At 40.3% G+C, this 23,021-nt stretch carries 23 protein-coding genes; 5 read left to right on the top strand and 18 right to left on the bottom strand.

Features of this window, described 5'->3' with window-relative positions; all coding sequences use genetic code 11:
* Positions 1-48: 48 nt before the first annotated feature.
* The 4 genes from WCG05_03390 to WCG05_03375 all read right to left on the bottom strand — a co-directional run bounded on the left by WCG05_03390 (position 49) and on the right by WCG05_03375 (position 3,872).
* Positions 49-1,068 (bottom strand): glycosyltransferase family 9 protein, encoded by a 1,020-nt coding sequence (locus WCG05_03390; GenBank protein ID MEI8321037.1) that lies wholly within the window; start codon positions 1,066-1,068, stop codon positions 49-51.
* Between the two features lie 165 nt (positions 1,069-1,233).
* Entirely contained in the window at positions 1,234-1,686 is a 453-nt protein-coding gene (locus WCG05_03385; GenBank protein ID MEI8321036.1) for a tRNA (cytidine(34)-2'-O)-methyltransferase, read from the bottom strand.
* The gene (gene pgsA, locus WCG05_03380) at positions 1,686-2,228 is read right to left on the bottom strand and encodes a CDP-diacylglycerol--glycerol-3-phosphate 3-phosphatidyltransferase (protein MEI8321035.1); all 543 of its coding nucleotides are present in this window, start codon (positions 2,226-2,228) and stop codon (positions 1,686-1,688) included. The genes WCG05_03385 and pgsA overlap by 1 nt, the downstream gene beginning before the upstream one ends.
* Before the next feature lie 99 nt (positions 2,229-2,327).
* Positions 2,328-3,872 (bottom strand): Npt1/Npt2 family nucleotide transporter, encoded by a 1,545-nt coding sequence (locus tag WCG05_03375; GenBank protein MEI8321034.1) that lies wholly within the window; start codon positions 3,870-3,872, stop codon positions 2,328-2,330.
* A gap of 241 nt (positions 3,873-4,113) precedes the next feature.
* On the opposite strand from WCG05_03375, the gene WCG05_03370 reads away from it, so the two are divergent.
* From WCG05_03370 to WCG05_03360, 3 genes are read left to right on the top strand one after another with little or no spacing between them, the layout of a single operon-like run.
* On the top strand, positions 4,114-4,566 hold the full coding sequence (locus tag WCG05_03370; GenBank protein ID MEI8321033.1) for a hypothetical protein: 453 nt from the start codon (positions 4,114-4,116) through the stop codon (positions 4,564-4,566).
* 41 nt (positions 4,567-4,607) lie between these two features.
* The gene (locus tag WCG05_03365) at positions 4,608-6,059 is read left to right on the top strand and encodes an AMP nucleosidase (GenBank protein ID MEI8321032.1); all 1,452 of its coding nucleotides are present in this window, start codon (positions 4,608-4,610) and stop codon (positions 6,057-6,059) included.
* Entirely contained in the window at positions 6,052-7,938 is a 1,887-nt protein-coding gene (locus WCG05_03360; protein ID MEI8321031.1) for a VacB/RNase II family 3'-5' exoribonuclease, read from the top strand. Before WCG05_03365 ends, WCG05_03360 begins: the two co-directional genes overlap by 8 nt.
* 146 nt (positions 7,939-8,084) lie before the next feature.
* Here the strand turns inward: WCG05_03360 and greA are convergent, their stop codons facing one another.
* The 14 genes from greA to WCG05_03290 form a co-directional block, all read right to left on the bottom strand.
* The gene (gene greA, locus WCG05_03355; GenBank protein ID MEI8321030.1) at positions 8,085-8,558 is read right to left on the bottom strand and encodes a transcription elongation factor GreA; all 474 of its coding nucleotides are present in this window, start codon (positions 8,556-8,558) and stop codon (positions 8,085-8,087) included.
* A 93-nt stretch (positions 8,559-8,651) separates the two neighbouring features.
* Positions 8,652-9,257 carry a DNA polymerase III subunit epsilon gene (gene dnaQ / locus WCG05_03350; GenBank protein MEI8321029.1) on the bottom strand — a complete coding sequence of 202 codons (606 nt, stop codon included), beginning with the start codon at positions 9,255-9,257 and terminating at the stop codon, positions 8,652-8,654.
* 36 nt (positions 9,258-9,293) lie between these two features.
* The gene (locus WCG05_03345; GenBank protein MEI8321028.1) at positions 9,294-10,205 is read right to left on the bottom strand and encodes a ParB/RepB/Spo0J family partition protein; all 912 of its coding nucleotides are present in this window, start codon (positions 10,203-10,205) and stop codon (positions 9,294-9,296) included.
* A gap of 7 nt (positions 10,206-10,212) precedes the next feature.
* A complete protein-coding gene (locus WCG05_03340) occupies positions 10,213-10,971 on the bottom strand; it encodes an AAA family ATPase (GenBank protein MEI8321027.1) in 759 nt (252 codons plus the stop codon).
* 27 nt (positions 10,972-10,998) lie between these two features.
* Positions 10,999-11,619 (bottom strand): 16S rRNA (guanine(527)-N(7))-methyltransferase RsmG, encoded by a 621-nt coding sequence (rsmG, locus tag WCG05_03335; GenBank protein MEI8321026.1) that lies wholly within the window; start codon positions 11,617-11,619, stop codon positions 10,999-11,001.
* Between the two features lie 2 nt (positions 11,620-11,621).
* Positions 11,622-12,890, bottom strand: coding sequence for a transcription termination factor Rho (rho, locus tag WCG05_03330; protein MEI8321025.1), 1,269 nt, complete (start codon positions 12,888-12,890; stop codon positions 11,622-11,624).
* Between the two features lie 419 nt (positions 12,891-13,309).
* Complete coding sequence (locus WCG05_03325) at positions 13,310-14,185, bottom strand: metal ABC transporter substrate-binding protein (GenBank protein MEI8321024.1); 876 nt, start codon at positions 14,183-14,185, stop codon at positions 13,310-13,312.
* A gap of 2 nt (positions 14,186-14,187) precedes the next feature.
* Positions 14,188-15,039: a metal ABC transporter permease gene (locus tag WCG05_03320; GenBank protein MEI8321023.1), complete on the bottom strand. Its 852-nt coding sequence runs from the start codon at positions 15,037-15,039 to the stop codon at positions 14,188-14,190.
* Position 15,040: 1 nt separating this feature from the next.
* Positions 15,041-15,778, bottom strand: a complete 738-nt coding sequence (locus WCG05_03315) for an ABC transporter ATP-binding protein (protein MEI8321022.1) — start codon at positions 15,776-15,778, stop codon at positions 15,041-15,043.
* A gap of 73 nt (positions 15,779-15,851) precedes the next feature.
* Entirely contained in the window at positions 15,852-17,387 is a 1,536-nt protein-coding gene (atpA, locus tag WCG05_03310) for a F0F1 ATP synthase subunit alpha (GenBank protein ID MEI8321021.1), read from the bottom strand.
* Positions 17,388-17,927 (bottom strand): ATP synthase F1 subunit delta, encoded by a 540-nt coding sequence (atpH, locus tag WCG05_03305; protein ID MEI8321020.1) that lies wholly within the window; start codon positions 17,925-17,927, stop codon positions 17,388-17,390. It lies immediately after the preceding gene.
* A complete protein-coding gene (raiA, locus tag WCG05_03300; protein MEI8321019.1) occupies positions 17,927-18,517 on the bottom strand; it encodes a ribosome-associated translation inhibitor RaiA in 591 nt (196 codons plus the stop codon). Before raiA ends, atpH begins: the two co-directional genes overlap by 1 nt.
* Positions 18,518-18,534: 17 nt before the next feature.
* Positions 18,535-19,287 (bottom strand): LPS export ABC transporter ATP-binding protein, encoded by a 753-nt coding sequence (lptB, locus tag WCG05_03295; protein MEI8321018.1) that lies wholly within the window; start codon positions 19,285-19,287, stop codon positions 18,535-18,537.
* A gap of 68 nt (positions 19,288-19,355) precedes the next feature.
* Positions 19,356-20,633, bottom strand: a complete 1,278-nt coding sequence (locus WCG05_03290; protein ID MEI8321017.1) for an ATP-binding protein — start codon at positions 20,631-20,633, stop codon at positions 19,356-19,358.
* Between the two features lie 138 nt (positions 20,634-20,771).
* Between WCG05_03290 and WCG05_03285 the strand changes: the two genes are divergently transcribed.
* Positions 20,772-22,025: a hypothetical protein gene (locus WCG05_03285; protein ID MEI8321016.1), complete on the top strand. Its 1,254-nt coding sequence runs from the start codon at positions 20,772-20,774 to the stop codon at positions 22,023-22,025.
* Positions 22,026-22,027: 2 nt separating this feature from the next.
* On the top strand, positions 22,028-22,615 hold the full coding sequence (locus tag WCG05_03280; protein MEI8321015.1) for a TIGR00730 family Rossman fold protein: 588 nt from the start codon (positions 22,028-22,030) through the stop codon (positions 22,613-22,615).
* The last annotated feature ends 406 nt before the right edge of the window (positions 22,616-23,021 follow it).

Genomic DNA, 23,021 nt, shown 5'->3' with positions numbered 1-23,021 from the left:
CTATTACAAAGTTGTACAGAAATATCTAAAAAGTACTATTTAGATTAGTTAAAGCCACCCAAGATCTTTGATCTTTTCGAAGGCTTTTTCTGGGCTAAGATTGGCTAAATCATTTTCGTGTTCTGTTCGAATTTCATCTGTGTCGACAGTCCGAACCCCCTCAACTTGAGTGTAGTTATGAATAAGATCTTGACCAATCCCTAACAAGACCAGTGCTTTTGTACCCACAAGCGGCGCCCCATGGGTCACCCCTGTTTCATTGCCAACTACAAAATCTAATTGGTGAATCAACCCAAACACTGTCAATAAATCTTCAAACACAGATTGAACATTGATACCCCGTTCCGACAGGGAAATATGTAAAGCATGAGCATCTTTTTTGTCCTGAGGATCTGCAATGATAAAAATGGTTCCTTTTTTCTTTTTATATAGCTTATCAGCCAATTCCAAAAAATGTTCCTTTGGCCATTTTTTGTGACTTTTACTTGATCCGATAACCAAACCAATCCAAGGTTTTGGTAAATCCCCAAATTTTTTCTGAGCATTTTTTAAATAAGATTCTGGAATGGAAAGGGGCGTTTTTTCGCCCAAAAATGGAATGTTTTTTTTCTGTAAAAGAAGGTTGGCGCGTTCAATGGGATGCTTCTTTTGTTCAGGAATCGTCAAACTTTTGCGAGACGTCAAAAAATATTTCTGCATACCATGGCCAGGGCCATAAATCTTTTTAATGCCCCCAAGCCAGCAACTAAGTCCATACCGAATACTTCGACTACATAAAATCCAGGCTTTTTCAAATTTATAGGACTCTAAAAGTTTTGCTAAGCGAACAGCCCCCAAAAATCCATCATGTTTTCCGGGATGCGTTTCAACCCAAATAACTTTTTCAATATAAGGATCGTTTTGAGCAAAAATATCTGCTTTTGAACTAGGATGCGCAAGCAGAATAACCTTTTTTTCAACAGTTCTTTGGGCAATACTGTGAATATGGGGTAAATAAAACATGAAGTTTCCAATCCCCTGTTGAGGTTGAATAACAATCGTTTTGCTTCTTATTTTTTGTATAGCCATGGGTCGAGTCTCAACATAGCATTAGTTTGCATTTGTTACAAGATGGACAAATAAGTTCTGAAAAACATACTTAGGGATCTATGTGTTGCCAAGCAGCCGTTTTGCGATGACGTGCGCAAGCATCACAGACTAGCTTTGACACCAAAATTATCCCCAGAGTTGAGGTTAGGCATAAGCTCTATTAGTTTGACGTAGAGCCTCTCCTAACACCATCGCCGCTGAAACTGCTACATTTAGGGACCTCATGCCTGGCATCATGGGAATACGAACTTGATGGGTAGTTTGGGCTAAAACACTATCTGGTAACCCGTTTCCTTCCTGTCCTAACAACAAAATATCATCCTTCTGAAACGTAAAATCTGTATAAACCACAGATCCCTTTGTATCTAAGGCAATGATGCGACGACTTTTGTATTGCTCAAGAAAAGCCTCCCACGATTCTACAAGGGTCAGATCTACGTGATCCATATAATCCATGCCAGATCGACGTAATTTTTTGTCACTGATCACAAATCCACAGGGTTCAATCACCCTAATACCAACCCCCATGCAGGCCCCAAGCCGCAATAAAGTCCCCAGATTTTGCGGGATTTCGGGTTGGTAAAGGCACAGGTCCATTAAATCTTTACCTTAATCCAGTATTGATAGGCTGTGATCGCTGATAAGGCCGCTGAAACCCACAAGAGAGCCATACCAATTTCCAGGACCCATTCAGGCGCCTGAACCAGCAAAAAGGAAAGACTGAGCATTTGAACGGCTGTTTTCCATTTGGCCAAACCACTCACAGAAATTTGAGTTTTTTGCTCGAATAGGTGTTCTCGTAAGCCCGAAACAAAAAGTTCACGGCCCAATACAATAATCGCTGGAATTAAAGAAAGCCCAGTTAGCGTCCCCGTTCCCGCCAACATAATCAAAGTTGTTGAGATCAGCAGTTTATCAGCCACAGGGTCTAAAAATTTACCTAAGTTAGAAATTTGATTTTTTTTGCGAGCCACAACCCCATCGAAATAGTCTGTCAGGCACGCAATCCAATACAGGGAAATACCCAACCAACTTGCCCAAGGCGAGTGAATGTAAAACGTTACCACAAAGGGAATAACGATTAAAATGCGAGAAAAGGTTAAAATATTGGCCAGATTCATTAATATATGAAATATCATACCTATTTAAAAAAAACAAATTTAATTCTTTTTTCAAAAAAATGGCAACAAAAAAGCCCCCAAAACTGGGGGCTTTCTGAATATAATTTTTGTAAAAATTTACATTGTCTTGTCGTGAGTAATGCTTTGGAATTTCTTGCTTAGTCCAAAAACTGACAGAATCCAAAGAATAACCACACCCAAAACAACGGGGGCAAGAATCGGCACCAATTGGTACAAAGCGCTTCCACCAAATGCTGTCAAAAGACCCATTTGAATGTAGGCACCACCTGATTTACCACCACGACCACCAATCACGTCAACGGCCGCTTTACCTTTTACCTTAAGTTCAGGATCCAAGGGGATGTAAGCCATTTCTTTTGTTGGGTCGAACAAAGAGTACTTAACAGCCTTACCAAAGGCATTAACACCCAAGCCCAAAAACACAACGAACACGACGATTTCTCGGCCAATTGCACCTTGAGCAATTGCTTCCACAATCTTCATGCCCTGTGGCACAAGAGTATTGTTATAAGCAATAGCAGCAAAGAAAATACCGATTCCTAACAACAATGCTACAGGGGTAATCAAGGCTGCTGTTTTCCAAGTGAAGCGACGCAAAATATTGCTTCCCACCAACATAAACAAGCAAGCAATCAGACCCGTTACAAGGGAAAGTCCGCCCATAACCGTGTTGTAGTCATTTTCATTTGGATAAGCAATCTTAATTTGTCCCTTCCAAACACCTTCGAACAGATTGATGGAAACACCATAAGCAAGAACCAACGCCGCAATCAATCCTAAATAAGGTGATTCTATAATGTGGCGGAAGCTTTCCATAAGCCCTGGTTTTGATTTTTTACCCTTCTTTTCGCCCATAGCTTCTGGGTCATAAAAGCGCTTATCTGTTAGAACAACTTTGTTCATCCAATAGAACACAGCCAATAAAATAGCACCAGCTACAACTACAAGAGCCATCAGATATTTCAAAGTCAAACCCCAAGCTTCAGCCTTTTCAAGACCGATATTTTGAGTAATTGTTGAGAAATAAATAATAGCGGGTCCTGAGAAAATCAGACCGAAATTTCCCATGAAACCAAACATACCATAGAAACGTTTTGCTTCTTTTACAGGAGTAATCGCGTTCGCGAACTGCCAGAAAAGCAAAGACAAAACAGCACTTCCCCACAGTTCCGACAAAATGTAGAACAGAGTATAAGTCCAGTTTCCAACCAAAGGAACAATCCATGTCAAGTTTGGATATTCCGCTTGGTAGGCTTGAATAGTTTCAAGACTCATGTGGAACATTTCCCGATTTGGGTAAATGAAGAAAGCAAAGCTGATAAAGAACACCAAGAAAGGAATGGCTGTTACATAGAACAAACCGATCCGTCCAAAAATATTGGCGGCTTTTGCATACATGATCATGAATAAAACAGCCGAGAATGTTACCCCAATTCCCTTAGCAAAGGAAAGGCTTTCTGCCCCAGCACCGGGCGCATTTACAAGGATAGCATCTTTTGTATCACGCAGCACCGTGTAGATGAACAAGATACAGAACATCATGATGCCCATAGGCAAGAATTTTTTTAGTTCGTGGTTATGGATAGGCCAGACGAGAGAACGCCATCCTTTAAATTCAGATTTATGATTGTCTTTTGACATTTTTTTTACCTTCAATACTTAAATTGTTTCACAATAAACATCTAATCCCAGAACCATCTGTGATTACTTTTACCTTGCACGAATTTACGCTCTTGTCAATAAATTTTAGTTTCCACTAGGGATTATTTCATTGCTAGACCTTGTTTTTTCAGTAAATTATTTTTTAAAATTTGACTTTCGGTCAGGGGGCTTTTATAAGCAGACGAAATTATTTAGAAAAAATAACGTGTTATGAGGTCCTATGAAAATTATTTTGTTTTTTTTCCTTTTGTCTGCGTGCCTTGATGTTTTTGGCGCCTCTTTTGACCGTCCTGAAGAAGAATTTATGACACCCCCTCAAAAAGAAAGACTGGATTCAGAAATAAGCGTGGCAACACCCAGATTATCAGGAAAATTTTTCCAGAATTCTGATGAAGAATCAGTTCGATTATTAGCCGAGAACCTATGCAGTGGGCGGCTGAACAATACTCATCCTGCTATTATAAGTGATATAGACAGTATAACCCCTAACGAAAGAGAGTCTCGAGTTGACCTGGTCATCAAAGCTTTTGATAAGGCGAAAGACCAAGGAGATACTCAAGGTCTCGAAGTTGTTCTCATGTCCCAATTTTTAGCCATGTCAGAAGAGTGTTTACAGGAATTTTGTAGGACAGGAAGTTGGGAAAGAGAGCCTCAAGAAATAGAAAGCGAATAAATTCCTTTTACCTTTTTTCATATCCCTTATATACTGGGCATATGAAAAAAGCTTCCCTTACGTCTCATAAAACGGCTGTTTCGGCTTTTAGCCAGATTGAAAAGCTGTATAAAAAAAGCCTAAAACAAATTCAAGACGAGTTTTTACAGGTTTTAAATAACAAACCCCTTAACAAAAAAGTTTTAGAAAACGCCACCTATCCCTGCGTTCAAATAACGGTGACAGCTGATCAGCTGATTAGCCCTATGTCCCCCGTATCGTATGGAATTGTGTATGACCCCGGTACCTACAGCATTACTGTCACCCGGCCAGATCTGTTTAAAAGTTATTATCTGGAACAGCTGGAAAGTTTAATTGAAAATCATGGCATTACCATTCAGGTAGGAAAAAGCCATACGCCCATCCCCATGTTATATGCAGTAGAAGACGAACAGCTTTTAAAAATATCTGAAGCTCAAAGAAAAGTTATCGAAAAAGCCTTTCCACCTTTAGATTTGCGGCAAATTAATGACAATATTGCCAACAGCATGCATGAAGTTGAACGGGGTGAAAATATGCCGCTCGCCTTGTTTACGGCCCCCCGCGTGGATTACTCTTTGGATCGGTTATATCATTACACGGGAACAGACCCGAAGCATTTTCAAAGATTCATTCTGTTAACAAACTATCAACGATATGTAGATGCATTTATTGAATATGCTCAGGACAAGTTAAAAGACGGTTCAGAATATACAAGCCTGGTAGGACCAGGTGGGTGTGAAGTCGGCAGAAACGAACCCTTTCCAAAGCACTGTGATACCAATCAATTTCAAATGCCCGCTTATCATCTAAAGGGTCCCAGACAAAATGGGATTACCTTCATTAATATTGGCGTAGGCCCCAGTAATGCAAAAACGATAACAGATCATTTGGCTGTTTTACGCCCCCACTGTTGGATTATGGTGGGACACTGCGCCGGACTAAGACATAACCAAATGTTAGGAGATTACGTACTAGCTCATGCTTATGTTCGAGATGATCGCGTCTTAGACCAAGATGTGCCTAGCTGGGTTCCAATTCCATCCATCACCGAAATCCAACAAGCTATGACCGATTCTATCAAAGAAGTCACAGGCTTGTCGGGGGATGAACTGAAAGTGCGCTCTAGAACAGGAACGGTTGCTTCCACCTGTGATAGAAATTGGGAACTAAATACAAAAGATTTCTATGTTCATTTGCGTCAAAGCCGAGCCATTGCCGTTGACATGGAATCAGCCACCATCGCCACCAATGGGTTCCGTTTCCGGGTACCCTATGGCACGCTTTTGTGTGTTTCTGACAAACCCGTTCATGGGGAAATTAAGATGCGGGGCATGGCCAATGTATTTTACCAAAAGCGCGTTCAACAACATTTGCGCATTGGCCTTCATACGATTGAATTACTAAAAGATCGAGGTGTTGATCAGCTTCATAGCCGTAAATTGCGCGGATTTTTTGAGGTTCCCTTTGGATAAACCCCGCTTTCTTCCCTCGGCCGAGGAACTTTCAAATTTTCTAAAAAGCAAAAAAGGACTGGTTTCCAAACGGGAACTTTTTCAAACTTTTCAAATCAAAGGAACCAGTCAAAAGATGGCCTTTAAGCGGTTGTTGGCGTCTTTAGGCACCAAAAAGAAGAAAGATCGTCCCTTTAAAAAATCTTTCACCCCCCGGGAAATACCCTCTTTTTTGATTGGTCAGGTTCATAAGATGAGCCGCGGTATCAGGTTTGTGCCGGCGGATAGAAAAGTTAAAGGAACTTTTTTCATTCAAGACATGAAAGAATTTTCGAAAGATCAAATTGGCACCCTTTTCAAAGCCAAGATTTTGCCAGGAAAGTCTGATACGGTTAAGCTATTAGAGCCCTTAGGGGCAGACCCCAAGGACATCAGTGGATTGGTGTTGGCCATGCTCGAAATTCCCAAGGAATTTCCCGCCGCTGTTTTGGATGAAGCCAACACGGTGTCTGTGGTTCCTCCCCTGGGAAAACGAGAAGACATACGGCACCTTAATCTTGTCACTATAGATGGCCGTGATTCCCGTGATTTCGACGATGCTGTGTGGGCCGAACCTGATAAAGATCCAAAGAATCCAAACGGCTGGCACCTGATTGTCGCCATTGCGGATGTGGCCCATTATGTGAGCCCTGGAACAGCTTTGGATAGGGAAGCTTATCACCGGGGAACCTCTGTCTATTTTCCTGATAAGGTTATACCTATGTTGCCAGAAACTCTTTCGAATGGGGTGTGTTCCTTAAACCCAGATGTCGATCGTGCCTGTGTGGGGGTTCATTTGTGGATTGCCCATGATGGCAGTAAGCTGCGTCATCAATTTTTCAGGGGACTTATGCGATCAGCCGCCCGTCTGACCTATGAAGATGTTCAAAAAGTCCACGATACACCGTTGATGAAACACCCCCAAAAAGCCCTGATTCAGAATTTATTCCGGGCCTATAATGCCTTGGCAAAAGCCAGCACCGAACGGGGGACCTTAAAGATTGAAAGTGACGAGCCCTATATCATTTTTGATGACAAGGGTGTGATTAAAGAAATGATGCCGAAACCTCGCCTGATCAGCCATCAACTGATTGAAGAATTCATGGTTTTGGCCAACGTGGCCGCGGCAGAACACCTTAAAAAACATAATCTTCCCTGTTTGTATCGAGTTCACGACACACCAGACCCGGAAAAAACAGAAAACTTGAAATTTTCTTTACGGCATTTGGGGGTAAAAACATCTGGTCCCATTCTGACGCCCTACGATTTCACAAAACTTTTTTATGCGGTTCAGCATACCCCTGTGGCCCCCATTGTGAATGATCTAATTTTAAGGTGCCAAAAGCAGGCCGTTTATGGGCCCCATAACATTGGCCATTTTGGATTAAACTTGAAAGAATATTGCCATTTTACATCACCCATACGCCGGTATCCAGACATTCTGGTGCATCGAGGGCTCTTGACAGCCCTGGGCTTGGACGATGATCTGCCCGATAAAAGCGTGGAAGCTTTTGAAGAATTGGGAAGGTCCTGTTCGGCCTCAGAGCGTCGGGCCGTATCGGCTGAGCGCGACGCCATGGACCGTTATATGGCCTCTTACTTTGCCCCAAAAATAGGCGAGGTTTTTACAGGATATATTTCAACCATCACTCATGCCGGTTTGTTCGTGAAAGTTAATAATGTGGGGGCAACGGGCTTTATACCCATGGGGTCCATGCGGGACGATTTCTATATTTTCAAGGAAAACCCTGCCCGACTAGAAGGCCGCCGTCGCCGCAAAACCTTTAACCTTGGCGACACCATCAAAGCAAAATTGATTGAGGCTGATCTGGTCCGCGGCCGGTTGTTGTTTGGGTTCTAGGTGATCGCCTAAAGGATTTTCAGAAAAATCTCAGCTATTTACATAGCAAGAGGAACATTTTTTATTCCAGCCTTTTCCCGTCCTTGAGAGAAAACGATAGGCTGACTAAGCATGACAGGCCATTGTCCTGTATCACGAATATTTGTTTAGATAAACTCTACCTTTTGAATTTCGTAGGTTTTTTCTCCACGAGGAGTTTTAACCTCAATCGTATCCCCTTTTTTGCGGCCAATTAAAGCCCGCGCCAAGGGAGATGTAATGGACAAAAGAGATAACTTAACATCGGCCTCCTCAGCCCCCACAATTTGGTAAGTGATCACTTCATCAGCATCATGGTCTAATAAAGAAACTGTTGCCCCAAACTTGACGGAATCCCCCGACAATTTCTGCACATCAATAACTTCGGCCCGGCTGATTTTATCTTCCAGTTCATTAATACGGCCTTCATTAAAAGATTGCCGTTCACGGGCTGCATGATATTCTGCATTTTCAGACAAGTCACCGTGAGCTCGCGCTTCTTCAATAGCCTGTATAATGGCCTGCCGTTCAACGGATTTAATGTGCTTAAGCTCCTCTTGCATTTTCTTGAGGCCACCTAGCGTTAAAGGGATTTTTTCCATGACTTTTCCTTTAGGTAATTCAAACGATTCTGATAGGGTATACTGAAACCTGTCCTAAAAAGCAAGAAAAAAGAGTTTTTCCCTGCTTGTGAATCAAACACTAAAATTTCTGGGTTTTCTAAAAACTTTGTCTTTATACAAGGACAAAATATCTTCTACATTCTGCTGAGGTTGTGTCTCTGATGATAGCGCAAACCCTGCTTGTCTGCCGCCTTTTAGCTCTAAGTAAACAGCACTTAATAAATGACAATCAATTAGGGCACCATGCAGCGTGCGATCTTTATTATCAATCTGAAACCGTCGACAAAGGGCATCCAAGCTAGCCGGGGACCCAGGGAATTTTTTCCGCGCCATAGGAAGTGTATCAACCACAGGGTTTTCCAATCTCTTCCCAAGCTCAGCATTCAAAAATTTCATATCAAAGTCTGCGTTATGAATAACTAGGGGGGAATTAGAAATAAACTCTAAGAATTCTTGGGAAATTTCCGAAAACAAAGGATGGTCTTTTAGAAACCTATAGTCTAAACCATGAACAGCGTAAGCTTCTTTAGAAACTTCTCTCTCAGGGTTCAAATACTTATGGTAGACCCGCCCTGTTGGTAGATGATTTATAAGCTCAACACAGGCAATTTCAACCATTCTATCCCCATGAGCAGGGGAAAGACCTGTGGTTTCCGTATCTAGAATAATTTCTCTCATTTTTACTTTCTCCACAAACTTATCAACAGCCTATTTCTATTCAGAAAACGTTGTGTTGATTTTGGCCATAAAGGAATCCAGCTCATCCATACCTTTTAGATGAAAGGAAACGGTTATGTTGTTTTCTCCCTTGATTTGAACTGTTGTTTTGCATTGCATAATTTCTTCAATAAACCCTTGAACTTTTAAAACCTCATCGTCCGTATATAACAGGGCCGTCATTAGGTTTTCTTTTTGTTTTTTACTGGAAGAGGGGGACTTTTTTTCAATCTTTTCATTACCAAGAATTTTTAGTTTCTTAACAAGGTTTTCTGTTTGTCGAACATTAAGATTCTTTTGAATAATCAAATCGATAATCTCTTCAATATTCTCCATGCCAATCAAAACCTTAGCATGACCCATAGAAATTTTGCCATCCTTAACATGAGTTTTTGCTTTGTCAGAAAGCTGATTAAGGCGCAAAAGATTTGCCACATGGGCGCGGCTTTTTCCAACAATTTCTGAAACTTTTTCTTGAGTATATCCTGTTTTTTCTATGATCCGTTGATAGGCATGTGCTTCCTCAATAGGGTTTAGGTTTTCCCTTTGAATGTTTTCAACCAGCGCAATTGTTAGAGCCTCTTCGTCCGTTAGAATTTTTTCTATAACTGGGATTTTTTCAAGGCCTACACGCTGAGCTGCTCTCCACCGTCTTTCTCCCGCAATGATTTCATAATCATTGTCAGATTTTCTACGAACAAGGATCGGCTGCAGAATACCATTATTTCTAATAGATGCCGCTAACAGATCAAGCTCATCATTATCAAAAATTTCTCGGGGCTGAAAAGAACTTGGAGAAAGTTGTGTGGAAAAAACTTCTTTGGTTCCCCCCTCATTTCTATTAATTGAAGAGGAAATTTCTTCCCCCAATAAAGCTGAAAGCCCTTGACCCAATCCTCTTTTTTTCATACTTGCCTCATTTATCTTGTTTTAATATTTCTAAAGCCAGCCCCATATAAGCTTTTGCTCCAGAACTTCTATGGTCATAAATCATAGCAGGAACCCCATGGGAAGGAGCCTCAGAAACCCTTACATTCCTTGGAATAACTGTTTGGTAAACCTTTTCCTTCATGTGGTGACGAACATCCTTTTCCACGGAAGCACTTAAAGAGTTTCTGGAATCAAACATGGTCAAGACAATCCCCTTTAGAGAAAGCCTGGGATTGATCTTTTTTGATACAACCTCTATGGTCTGCAGCAATTGGGACAACCCCTCTAAAGCATAATACTCACATTGCAAAGGAATAATAACCTCATCAGACGCGGCTAAAGAATTCAAAGTAAGTAACCCCATAGCAGGGGGACAATCAATCACGATATAATCATAAGAAAGGGAAGAAACCTTTTTAGATAAACATTTTTCCCTCTCAGAAACCGAAACCAGTTCTATTTCTGCCCCCGCCAAATCTTTGGAAGCCGGAACAACAGAAAGATTTGGGACCATGGTGGGTCGAACGCACGAATTAAAAGTCGAATTGCCTATCAAAAACTCATAGGATCCTGGAAATCTGTTGGTTTTTTGAACACCCAACCCTGTGCTTGCATTTCCCTGGGGATCCAAATCTATCAGTAAAACTTTTTTATCAGCAACCGCCAAGGCCGTTGAAAGATTAATGGCCGTTGTTGTCTTGCCAACCCCCCCTTTTTGATTCGCTATAGAAATAATTTTTGTCATAAACTATTCATAAAGCCTTCCAGAGATTTATTCAAGTTTTTTTCTAAGTTTCTTTATTCTCAATATCTTAGATTCATCGCTTGTTATACTTGAAAAAACCTCACATTCAAAAGAAAATGTTTTTTTCGCTTCATCGATTTCGGCCTGATAAGATCTCCCTTTCAGCAAAACAAGTTCACCACACATTTCTTGACACCATTCTAGGATTTTAGACAAGGGGGCCAAAGCTCTCGAAATTCCTACATCAAATCGAAGGTTCTTTATCTGCTCTACTCTTTTGCACACAACCTTAAAATCTTGATTTGTTTCACGTGAAACTATTTTTAAAAAATTTGTCTTTTTTTCACTAGAATCGACAAGAGTTATATTAGGTGTTCCCAAAAAAGAAAGGGGTACCCCAGGAAATCCAGCCCCAGCCCCCAGATCGATTATAGATTTTTTAGATAAAAGGAAGGGATAAATCTGAACAGAATCTAAAACATGGCGATGCCAAACAAATTCCTTTTCCTTTTTTCCAATAAGATTGTATTTCTCATTTTCAGAAAACAAAAGATTTAAATAGACATCAAACTTCAAAAGTGTTTCACGTGAAACATCTTTCTGGATTATTTCTGATATCTTTTTTAAAACGTCTTCGGGAGGATTCATTTCTATGAGTTCATGGAAGAGAAGAAATCCTTATTCGTTTTGGTTTCCTTGAGCTTCTCATTAAGGAATTCCATAGATTCAATGGTGCCCATAGGATTCAAAACTCTTCTTAAAACCCACATTTTAGAAAGGGTTGCCTTGTCAACAAGCAGTTCTTCCTTGCGCGTTCCAGACTTTGTGATGTCGATCGCGGGAAAAATTCTTTTATCTGCAATTCTTCTGTCTAGAACAATTTCTGAGTTTCCTGTTCCTTTGAATTCTTCAAAGATGACTTCATCCATTCTGGAGCCTGTATCAATCAAGGCTGTAGCCAAGATGGTTAAGGAGCCCCCTTCTTCAACATTACGCGCTGCCCCAAAAAATCTTTTTGGACGTTGCAGGGCCTGAGCGTCAACCCCTCCTGTCAAAACCTTCCCTGAGGATGGAATAACAGTGTTATATGCCCGCGCTAGTCGTGTGATTGAGTCCAATAGAATGACAACATCTCTTTTTTGTTCAACAAGTCTCTTGGCCTTTTCAATAACCATTTCTGCAACTTGGATGTGACGAATAGCAGGTTCATCAAAGGTTGAGCTTACAACTTCGCCGTTAACCGAGCGCGCCATATCTGTCACTTCTTCTGGGCGCTCATCAATAAGAAGAACGATCAGGTAAATTTCCGGGTGATTTTTTTCAATGGCATGTGCCAGGTTTTGCAACATTACAGTTTTTCCTGTGCGGGGGGGGGCCACAATCAAGCCTCTCTGCCCTTTTCCGAGGGGTGTCACTAAGTCTATGATGCGAGTAGTTGAATCTTTTCCGGTTTTGTTTGTTTTTTCCGAATCGAATTCCATTTTCAGGGCTTCGTCTGGATAAAGCGGTGTCAAATTATCGAAATTGATGCGATGCTTTATTTTTTCGGGTTCATCAAAATTTATTTTGTTTACTTTCACAAGGGCAAAATACCGCTCCCCTTCTTTGGGGGCCCTTATTTGTCCTTCAACAATGTCTCCGGTGCGAAAACTAAAGCGCCGTACTTGGCTTGGGGAAATATAAATATCGTCAGGCCCGGGTAAATAGTTAGATTGGGGAGACCTTAGAAAGGCAAAGCCATCTGATAGAGTCTCAACCACACCGCCGCCAAAAATGGCTACATCATTTTCGGCTGATTTTTTTAGAATTGAAAAAATAAGGTCTTGTTTTTTCAGGGTACTGGCGTTTTCTATGTTCAGGGTTTCAGCCAAAGTAAGAAGGTCATGGGCTGACGTGGCTTTCAGGTCTTGCAAATTCATAAGTAATCACTTTCTTTTGGGGGATAATTAAAGAAACCAAAACTGATTTCATGTTTAGAGATAACACAATCTTTCTAAGAGGAAAAGCATATTTTTCATAAAATTGATTTTTTTTGAAGGATTGCTTAAAACATTTGTTATAACTTAGCTTATAAATAATTAATATAAGATAGTAGTAGTAGTATACCCTGTGAATCTTGTTGAGTTCTTTTATCCACAAGAACCCCACATAGTAGTTAGAGGTTTTATGTTCAGGGTGGCGCCAAAATCCTAGACTTTTTAATTGCTCCACAAATTTCACTTATGTCTATAGGTTTCTTGTGTGGAATAGTGTTTAGTGGTTTGTGGTGGGGAAGAAAAAGAATAACCTTAAGCCTTTTTGTTTAATTCAGAGTTGTGCACAAATTATACATAGGTTTTTAGAGGGACATGGCCTTTAGAAGAAGGTCTATATTATATTCCATCATTTTTATATAACTACTCGCGGGACCCTCTGGGCCAGATAAGGCGTCTGAATATAAAGTTCCTCCAATTTTGGCCCCAGCTTCCTTTCCAATTTGTTCAATTAGTTTTGGGTCTGAAATATTTTCTATAAAAATGGTTTTAACTTTCAAGGCTTTGATCTGTTTAATTAAGAAAATCACCTGGTGAACGCGGGCTTCAGATTCTGTGCTAATGCCTTGGGGGGCCATAAATTGAACCCCATAGGCGTTTCCAAAGTATCCAAAGGCATCGTGGGCTGTAATAATTTTCCTTCTTTCAGGGGGAATTTTGTCAATTTTTTCCCTAATTTTTTTATCTAGGTCTGTAAGTTTTTTATAAAAAATTTGAAAGCGGCGCTCATAATATTTTTCAGAAGATGGATCGATTTCAATTAATTTATCTCGAATGTTGGTAATATATATTTTTGTATTAGCAACGCTGTGCCATGCGTGGGGGTCTTGGACAACGGTCCCTTCAAAAACGAGCCTAGGGTAAATGTGGTCTGTCGCAACGACTAATTTCCCGTCACTTTCAGCAGCTGACATTAAGCGTTCTAACCAGCCCTCAAACCCTAGACCATTTATGAAAATGATTTGAGCATTGGAAATTTTTATAATGTCTGAGGGGCGAGGTTCATAAATATGGGGGTCCGAGTCTGGGCCCACAATACAATCAACATGAACTCGATCTCCTCCAATTTCTTTAACTAGATCAGCTAGAATGCTAAAGGTAGAAACAATCCGCAGGGGTTCTTTTGAAAAAGCAACACCGGAAACAAGAAACAGGAAACATAGAAAAAATAACTTCTTCATACTTAAAATCTAGACTTCGTATGTCGCAAAATACTTCCATGACGCCCAAAGCACAAGGAAAAAATGTAAATAAGACCAGCCACTAACACAATAGAGGGGCCAGACGGCCAGTCTGTGTAATAGGAAAGATAAAGCCCTACCAGCCCAGAAACTGCAGCAAGCAGGCTAGAAATTAAGAAAAGACTCCAAACCTGTTGAGCCCAAAAACGGGAACTTATAGCAGGAAGCATCATAATTCCCAAAGATAACAAGGTTCCCAATGCTTGAAAGCCAGAAACCAAATTCAAGACGACCAAACCTAAGAAAAGAAGATGATAGAAAGCGCCGCTTCCCCCAACGGATTGGAAAAAACTAGGATCAAAACATTCCATGACGAGGGGCCTATAGATAATCGCTAAAGCCAGCAGAGTTACTGTTGAAATAACCCCCATTAACACCAGGGTAGTAGAGTCTACAGCCAGCGCAGATCCAAACAAAATATGAATAAGATCAACGGTGTTATGACGAGTGGAGATAATGAGAACACCCAAAGCCAAGGCTATTAAGAAAAATCCGGCAAAACTAGCATCTTCTTTTAAAAAGGTAAACCGAGAAACAAGTCCTGCGAGCACAGCTACACACAGGCCGGCCACAATCCCTCCAACGCCCAGGGCAGGCAAGGAAAGCCCCATTACAATATACCCAATGGCAGCTCCTGGCAGAATGGCGTGGGATAGGGCGTCTCCCATAAGACTCATACGCCTTAAGACAAGAAAAACACCTACAGGGCCAGACCCCAGGGCCAAGCAGAAGCAGCTCACAAGAGCCTTCTTCATAAAACTGTAATTTAGGGGCTCTAAAAGGGCGTCGATCATGCTAAACCATTAAGTTTGTAAAGGATTGTTTGATGTGAGCATCTGTCAAAATCTTTTTTGTGGGGCCCCATCCCACACAACAGCGCCCAATTAAAAGGGTTTGTGGGAAAAATTCTCTTACCAAATCCAGGTTATGCAAGGCGATGATGATCGTTTTGTTTTTTTGGTGCCATTCTTTGATAAGATCCATCAAATGCATATAAGTTTGGTGATCAATGGAATTAAAGGGCTCGTCCAGAATGATTAAGGAAGAATCCTGCAAAATAATACGGGCGAAAAGCATTCTTTGAAATTGCCCCCCCGATAAATTTCCAATCAATTTTTGCTCAAAACCTTGCAAACCGACCTTATTGAGGGCATCCATAATTTTGGTATGATCTTCAGCTTTGTAACTTTTAAAAGCCCCTCTTCTGCGCCAAAGGCCCATACCAACCACATCATAAACGGTCAGGGGAAAGGAAGAATCCAAGTCTGTTTGTTGGGGAAGATAAGCCCGGTCACAAACATGTAAACAGTGGTGAATGACAGACCCTTTCGACGGCTTTACAAGTTTCTGAAGGGCTTTCAGAAAAGTGCTTTTTCCTCCCCCATTGGGGCCAACAATTGCTGTTAAGGACCCAGGTTCAAAAGATCCAGAAATATTTTCTATGGCTAAAGTGTTGCCATAGGAAACCGTTAAATTTTTAACGGTAATTTTATTTTGATGAATATCTGTGATCAAAGAGCCCACCAAATGCATAGCCACAGAAAGAAAATGAGCAAAGAAACCCAAGAAAAGCGCTTTAAAGAGCTATAAAAAAGAGGAAAAACCTTTATTTTACAAACTCCTTAGACAAAGATTCTAAAATATGGTCCAATTTTTTCTTAACATCTTCCGTTAATTCTTTTTTGGTTTCAATTTCCTTTAAAATGTCGTTATGTTTTTCACCCATTAAACTAAGAAGTTTTTCTTCAAAGTCTTTAACCAAGTTTGTTGGAATTTTGTCTAAAAATCCATTAACGCCCGCATAAAGGGCTATGACCTCTTGAGACAAAGAAAAAGGTTTATATTGAGGTTGTTTAAGTAAAGCTGATAACCTATCCCCTCGATCAAGTAACTGGCGAGTTGAGGGGTCTAAATCTGAAGAAAATTGGGCAAAGGCAGCCATTTCGCGATACTGGGCTAGTTCTAACTTCATACGGCCAGAAACCTGTTTCATAGCCTTTGTTTGGGCGGCTGATCCAACACGGCTCACGGAAAGACCCACGTTAATAGCAGGACGGAATCCTTGATAAAACAGATCTGTTTCCAAAAATATTTGCCCGTCCGTTATAGAAATCACATTTGTGGGAATATAGGCGGAAACATCTCCAGCCTGTGTTTCAATAATAGGAAGAGCAGTCAAAGACCCACCCCCTTTTTCATCACTTAACTTAGCGGCGCGCTCTAATAATCTTGAATGAAGAAAGAAAATATCTCCCGGATAAGCTTCACGTCCAGGGGGTCTTCTTAATAGCAAAGACATTTGCCTATAGGCAACGGCTTGCTTTGATAGATCATCATATACTATTAAGGCATGCATGCCATTATCGCGGAAATATTCCCCCATAGCGCATCCCGCATAGGGAGCCAAGAATTGGAGAGGAGCAGGGTCAGAGGCAGTGGCTGCCACAACAATTGTATAGTCTAGGGCGCCCTCATCTTTTAAGATCTTCACTAATTGGGCCACTGTCGATCTTTTTTGACCAATCGCCACATAAATACAAAAGAGTTTTTCCTTATCTGATTTATTGGCATTAAAACTTTTTTGATTCAGGATCGTATCTAAAGCGATGGCAGACTTCCCTGTTTGGCGGTCTCCAATAATCAGTTCCCGTTGTCCACGCCCAATTGGCACCAAACTATCGATAGATTTTATGCCAGTTGCCATGGGTTCATGGACAGACTTTCGGTCAATAATACCGGGGGCAGGGGTTTCAATGGGGTTATACTTCACGTCTTTTAATGGGCCTTTTCCGTCAATGGGCTCTCCAAGAGCATCTACCACACGGCCCAAAAGAGCAAACCCTACAGGAACTTTAATCGTTTCTCCCGTTAATTTGACCCTCATTCCTTCGCTAATGGCTTGGGCCCCACCAAAGACAACGGCACCTACGACGTCTTCTTCCAGATTCAGAGCCATGCCTTTAACTTTGTTTTCAAAAATCAATAATTCACCGGCTTGAACAGAATCCAAACCATAAATGGTAGCAATCCCATCCCCCACCGAAATGACCGTTCCTACTTTTTCTAAAGAGGTTTTATCATCAAAGTGTTTGATTTTTTCTTTTAAAATTTGACAAACTTTTACTGCATCAAAAGATGACATCTAAATTCCCATTTTTATCTTTAAAGAACTTATCTTGCCTTTTAAAGAATTGTCCCAATATAGGTTATCAGACCGCACAATAAATCCACCATGCAAATCTTTACAAGACTCAAAGATAATCTCAGTTTCATATCCTTTAAAATAGCTTTTTAAAAACTTTGTCAACATATGTTTCGTATCTTCATCTAAAGGATCTACTTTAACGTAAATTGTTTTTATCTTAGAAAAATTTTTAAACAGGGTTTCAAAACTGTTAACGAATTGAGAAAAGTAAGAAACAAGGTTCTTTTCCACCAATAAATCCAGAAATTCCCCTATCTGTTTAATTTTCAAAGCATCTCGAAGAATGATCTTTTTTTCATCTTTGGATAAAAGGGGGTTGCGAAGATAGTCTCCAAGGGCAGGGACCTTTTGAAGAATTTCCGCGCACTTTTTAAGTTCTTGATGAATCTTTTGCAAAACAGGGGCTTCCGCTTTATAAGACTCGAACAGAGCTAAAGCACAAGCATGGCCAATTTTTTGTTTTGCATCATAAAACATTAATGTCCCTTATTTCCCTTGGGGTCAATCCAGCCAATGTTGCCATCTTTTCGCAAATAAACCATGTTGAGTTCTCCATGGGATTTATTCCTGAAAAGAAGGGCATGATTACCGCTTAAATCTAATCTCATAACAGCTTCGCTGACAGAAATGGTGGGAACATAAGCTGTTGTTTCAGCGATTACAGAGGGTTGCTTGTGATCTTCATGGGTTTCATCAGATCCCTCTAAATTTCGATAGGAACTGTGCAAAATATATTGCATCCCTTTTTCTTCCTTAGAAAGGTCATGATTTGTGTGGTGGGCCTTTAGGCGCTCTTTATAACGACGTAGGTTGTTTTCAATTTTGTGAATGGCCCGATCAACGGATGTATAGCTATCTTCATTGTTTTCGTCTGCAAAAACAACGATACCCTGTCCAACATGGATTTCAATGGCCGTATGTATAAGATCGTGGTTTTTTTCAACGGTCACATGGTATGTGATCGCATGATCAAAGGACTTTGATAGAACGCGTTTTAAAGCTTCTTCAATATGGGCTCTAAGAGACTCTCCTAGATCAAAATTTTTACCGACTATATGTGTTTTCATGGTTTCTCCTGTTATGTTTAATCTAAACTAAATGTGCTTCCCAAATAAACGCGCTTCACGTCTGCATGATTAATAATAGACTTTGGCGTGCCTTCTGTCAAAATAACCCCATCATTCAAGATATAGGCCCTATCCACAAGACCCAAAGTTTCACGAACATTATGATCTGTAATTAAAATCCCAATTCCCCGTTCTTTTAAGTGAGTAATCAGATGACGAATGTCATGAACGGCTATGGGGTCAATACCAGCCAGGGGTTCATCAAACAAAATAAATTTGGGGCTTGTAGCCAAAGCACGGGCAATTTCTACGCGGCGGCGCTCTCCTCCAGAAAGGGCAAGGGCCGAACTTCTTCTGATGTGAGTGATAGAAAACTCAGCAAGCAGGGATTCCAACTTCTTATCCTGTTGGGCTTTTGTCATGTCTAAACTTTCAAGAACTACCCGAATGTTGTCTTCAACGCTAAGCCCCCGAAAAATAGAGGCTTCTTGAGGCAAATAACCAATGCCAAGACGAGCCCTTTGATACATAGCCAAGGGGGTAATATTTTTACCATTTAGAAGTATTTTTCCATGGTCTGGGCTAATTAAACCACAAATCATATAGAAGCAAGTGGTCTTTCCTGCCCCATTGGGGCCCAGCAGACCAACAATTTCCCCTTGTTTTACATGAATGGACACACCCCTTAAAACAGGCCGTTTTCCATAGGCCTTAGAGATATCCTCTGCTGACAAAACAAGTTCTTTTTCCTGAGTGTGTTGATCTTTCATGATTCTATTATATGAGACTTTATGCTTTCTACCATAAAAATCAGAGAAAATAAAATAAGTTCTGATGATTATAATCGCTGAAGGCTTGGTAAAAATTCAGAAAAATAAGATTCTGGGGTAATGATGTGTCCTTTAAGGTTCAATTCTTCTTCAGCTTCCCGCAGGGCTAAGGTCTCTCTTGCGAGTGTTTCTGGGTCGCTTATATCCCAACTAACTTGATACAGATGCCATTTTCCCATTAAATCACACGTGAAGAAATCTACTTCGCGTCTATTTTTTTTTGTTAAATAGTAATAAATTTCATCTCCTCTTCTTCTTAAATCTAAGTAAACAAGATTTTCAAAGTGGTGACCAAAATTAGACATTAAAGTAACAGAATAGGCTTTGGATAGTCCTGTGTCGACCGCATAAATCTTTCTAGGATTTGATTGCACTTTTCTTAAAGATTCTGCATAAAGTGGCACTGTAAACGCTAAATAACTGTCATTAATATATTCAAAATATTCATGCAGAGTACCTTTGCTGACACTAATTCCCTGACTTTTAAGATCTTCAAAAAGCTTGTTTACGGATACAAGACACCCTATGTTTTTAAGAATAATTTTAATCAATTGCCGAATCAAATGAAGATTCGTGATATTGTAGCGTTCAACAATATCCCTAAAAATAACGGTTGATACATAGTCCTGCAAAATTTTGGTGCGATCTTCTTGGTGTTCTAAGGAAATAACTTCTGGCAACCCACCTTGTTCAAGATAGGTTGTAAGATTTTTTTTAGACTGGTCCAAAGCTTTTTTTCCTAAAATCCCAGAAGGAAAAGAAAGATTTTTCTTTTCTAAAAACTCTTTGTAGTTGAAAGGCCAAACTTCAACGGCAAAAGATCGTCCTCGCAGAGAACTGGCTATTTCTTTACTAAGAAGTTTTGCCGAAGATCCCGTTAAATAAATTTTAACTTTCTTTGTGTCAAAATAACGGCGAACAACCTGATGCCAATTATCTACGTTTTGGATTTCATCTAAGAAAAGATAACATAAGGCATCATGGTTTTCTGGGTAAAAAGAGTAAAAATCATCTAGTAATCCAGCCAGTTGTTGTTGGGATAGCCCAGATAATCTGTCATCTTCAAAATTTATGTAAAGAATTCGTGTTAAAGGAATTTCCTTTAGTAAGGTTTTGATAGTTTGAAGCAAAAGATGTGTTTTGCCAGTGCGGCGCATTCCAATTGCAACCATAATTTTATTAGGAATATTTGGAAAAGTTCGTTCCCGGATAATGCCCTCTGGAAAATCTTTTATTTTATCGTGAAATTCTTCAAGCAAAACAGAAAATAAAGAATTATTATTCATAAGGTGTCCTTCTACAGAGGTACAGATTATAATAAATCTGTCCTTCTGTAAAGTTCTTATTCATATAAATAGGGGGAAAATAAAATAATCCATTCACAGAAATCAAAAATTATGTATGATGGGGATAAAAGGAAGGTAATGTTTAAAAGAATTTTCTATATTTTGCTGGGGGTACTTGTATGGGGGAATGCCTCTTGTGCAAAAAGGAATCTGGTTATTTCAGATATACAGCTCGGCTATGAAGAAAACAGAACACGGATTGCCCTTACTTTATCACAGCCTATCAATTTATATGTTCGTGTTGAGGCCAATTCAGGGGATATCCTGATTGAAGCCCCTGAAGACACGGTTTGGGATATTCCTTTTTATGTAAATGAAGCCCAGGGCAACTTTCAAAGCTATACCTTGAACAGTATTACAGAAAGCCCCAGGCTGTTAAGACTGTCCTTTAGTCCAGGAACTTCCGTTGCTGGGTACAGTTTGGAACCAACTCCAGTGGGTCAGTATCAGTTTCTGATAGATATTGTTACGGAAGAACCTGCTCCAGAGCCTGAGCCTGAGCCAGAAATGCCAATGCCCGAGCCAGCCCCTGTTCAAATTATGGCTCCAGCCCCTACGATCGTTGTAAATCCCATGGTTGAAATTCCCACGCCACCTGCTAATAAAATTACAGCCGTTAAAGTGGTTGAACAGAAAGATGAAACAACGTGGGTATCTATAACGTCTACGGCCCGGGAATATTTTAATTTCGATAGTCTGCCCCATGAGAAAAAAATCCTAATCTATGTGCCTAAAACAAATTGGGTAGATGTTGATACACACCTTAAGTCTTCTCCTTTGGTTCGCACGTACAGAGTTCAAGATACGGACCCCAATTTTTCTGTAGTTTCTATTGAAACTTATCGGGAAAACGCTGTTATTGACGAATTTATGTCCCCCAATTCTGATGGATCTAATGATTTTGTTTTAGTCATTGCAGATCGGCTTGCAACTGATGAAGAAAAAGGCAGATTAAAGCAAAAGAAGCAGGCAGAAACCTTGAACACTCTTCATCAAGAGAAGATTGCTTTGCAAGCTAAACTGCAATCGAATTTGATAGAAGCAGTTCAGGCCAAGAATTCTGAAAATCCTGAATTTTCTGCAGGGGCCACTTCCATGCCGGTTAATGAAAATGGCGAACAGTCAAGTATTTCTGCCAGTTCTTTAGGTGAAGTTGGTGAAACGGCGGCGCCCAATACCTCTGTTCTGGGTGGGGCAGGGCCCCTTTTTGATGCAGATACTGTTTCTGGAGTTGATGGAGACGCCCCAGTGGATTCACCAACGGACACTCCCGCACAAGAACCTGAGTGGGTTCTTCAGGCTAAACAGGAAGCACAATCAATTCAAGGGTAACAATGACTGTTTCCATAAATTCTATTTGTGTTTACTGTAGTTCTTCCGCCCATATAGATCTCAAATATAAAGAGCCTGTCCATCAATTTGGTCAGCTTTTAGCCAAGCACAATATTAAAATTGTTTTCGGCGGGGGACGTGTGGGGCTTATGGGGGTTGTGTCTGACGCTTGTATGGAGGCAGGTGGCGAAGTTTTAGGAATCACGACAGAGTATTTGGATCAGTATGAAATTGGCAGCAAAAACATCACAAAACTTATTGTTGTGGATTCCATGGAAAAACGACAAGAAAAAATGTTTGATGCCTGTGATGCGCTTGTTGTTTTGCCAGGGGGGTTCGGTACCTTGGCTGAGTTTTTTGATGTTTTGACGCGTAAGCAAATTGGTCTACATGCAAAACCCATTGTTATTGCCAACTTTTATGGATTTTGGGATCCTTTAAAGGATTTGATCCATCATATTGTTAAAACTGCTTTTGCCAGTGACACAGATGAAACCCTTTGTATGTTTGTGGATTGCATGGAAGACATTTTGCCAACTCTTAAAAAAATGCCTCTGATCAAGGTTGATCCAACAGAAAAGTGGTTTTAACTATAACGATAAATAAATAGACTTTTCACTTTTTTACTTCTCATCTATTGACATTTGGTATAATTACATGATATATATTTGTCTTGTCTAGACGGAATAAAAATATCGATAAAGAATTACTTGTTTCTTAGAAAACTTCTCCTAATTAATTCAGGAGGAAAAATTAAGGAGTACGAGTGAATTAAAGGTCGAGAGCTTCGACATGTACATTGCGTACATTAGAAGCTTGAGATCCTGCGAATTCACGACGTAATCGTTAATCTTTTACCCTGAAAAGGGGGTTATAAGAATCATTAGTGTTGCTCCGTAGAAGATGAGTAAGAAGTCTTAACGTCTGTAAAGACCTACGTGGTGCCGATGGATAGGGAAACACCATCGTTAAAGAAGATGATAATGGAATTGGCAG

This window comes from Alphaproteobacteria bacterium (assembly GCA_037146715.1).
Taxonomy (GTDB): Bacteria; Pseudomonadota; Alphaproteobacteria; order UBA7879; family UBA5542; genus JBAWWO01.
This window is presented reverse-complemented; position numbering and strand designations above follow the sequence as displayed.

What these genes read in the sequence shown, in the direction of transcription:
- rho (MEI8321025.1), bottom strand. Translation starts at nt 12,890, where the DNA reads ATGAATTTGCAAGACCTGAAAGCCACGTCAGCCCATGACCTTCTTACT.
- WCG05_03325 (MEI8321024.1), bottom strand. Translation starts at nt 14,185, where the DNA reads ATGAAGAAGTTATTTTTTCTATGTTTCCTGTTTCTTGTTTCCGGTGTT.
- WCG05_03315 (MEI8321022.1), bottom strand. Translation starts at nt 15,778, where the DNA reads ATGCATTTGGTGGGCTCTTTGATCACAGATATTCATCAAAATAAAATT.
- pgsA (MEI8321035.1), bottom strand. Translation starts at nt 2,228, where the DNA reads ATGATATTTCATATATTAATGAATCTGGCCAATATTTTAACCTTTTCT.
- WCG05_03345 (MEI8321028.1), bottom strand. Translation starts at nt 10,205, where the DNA reads ATGAAAAAAAGAGGATTGGGTCAAGGGCTTTCAGCTTTATTGGGGGAA.
- dnaQ (MEI8321029.1), bottom strand. Translation starts at nt 9,257, where the DNA reads ATGAGAGAAATTATTCTAGATACGGAAACCACAGGTCTTTCCCCTGCT.
- atpA (MEI8321021.1), bottom strand. Translation starts at nt 17,387, where the DNA reads ATGTCATCTTTTGATGCAGTAAAAGTTTGTCAAATTTTAAAAGAAAAA.
- lptB (MEI8321018.1), bottom strand. Translation starts at nt 19,287, where the DNA reads ATGAAAGATCAACACACTCAGGAAAAAGAACTTGTTTTGTCAGCAGAG.
- WCG05_03290 (MEI8321017.1), bottom strand. Translation starts at nt 20,633, where the DNA reads ATGAATAATAATTCTTTATTTTCTGTTTTGCTTGAAGAATTTCACGAT.
- WCG05_03385 (MEI8321036.1), bottom strand. Translation starts at nt 1,686, where the DNA reads ATGGACCTGTGCCTTTACCAACCCGAAATCCCGCAAAATCTGGGGACT.
- WCG05_03390 (MEI8321037.1), bottom strand. Translation starts at nt 1,068, where the DNA reads ATGGCTATACAAAAAATAAGAAGCAAAACGATTGTTATTCAACCTCAA.
- WCG05_03280 (MEI8321015.1), top strand. Translation starts at nt 22,028, where the DNA reads ATGACTGTTTCCATAAATTCTATTTGTGTTTACTGTAGTTCTTCCGCC.
- WCG05_03320 (MEI8321023.1), bottom strand. Translation starts at nt 15,039, where the DNA reads ATGATCGACGCCCTTTTAGAGCCCCTAAATTACAGTTTTATGAAGAAG.
- atpH (MEI8321020.1), bottom strand. Translation starts at nt 17,927, where the DNA reads ATGTTTTATGATGCAAAACAAAAAATTGGCCATGCTTGTGCTTTAGCT.
- WCG05_03285 (MEI8321016.1), top strand. Translation starts at nt 20,772, where the DNA reads ATGTTTAAAAGAATTTTCTATATTTTGCTGGGGGTACTTGTATGGGGG.
- WCG05_03340 (MEI8321027.1), bottom strand. Translation starts at nt 10,971, where the DNA reads ATGACAAAAATTATTTCTATAGCGAATCAAAAAGGGGGGGTTGGCAAG.
- rsmG (MEI8321026.1), bottom strand. Translation starts at nt 11,619, where the DNA reads ATGAATCCTCCCGAAGACGTTTTAAAAAAGATATCAGAAATAATCCAG.
- raiA (MEI8321019.1), bottom strand. Translation starts at nt 18,517, where the DNA reads ATGAAAACACATATAGTCGGTAAAAATTTTGATCTAGGAGAGTCTCTT.
- WCG05_03365 (MEI8321032.1), top strand. Translation starts at nt 4,608, where the DNA reads ATGAAAAAAGCTTCCCTTACGTCTCATAAAACGGCTGTTTCGGCTTTT.
- WCG05_03370 (MEI8321033.1), top strand. Translation starts at nt 4,114, where the DNA reads ATGAAAATTATTTTGTTTTTTTTCCTTTTGTCTGCGTGCCTTGATGTT.
- WCG05_03375 (MEI8321034.1), bottom strand. Translation starts at nt 3,872, where the DNA reads ATGTCAAAAGACAATCATAAATCTGAATTTAAAGGATGGCGTTCTCTC.
- greA (MEI8321030.1), bottom strand. Translation starts at nt 8,558, where the DNA reads ATGGAAAAAATCCCTTTAACGCTAGGTGGCCTCAAGAAAATGCAAGAG.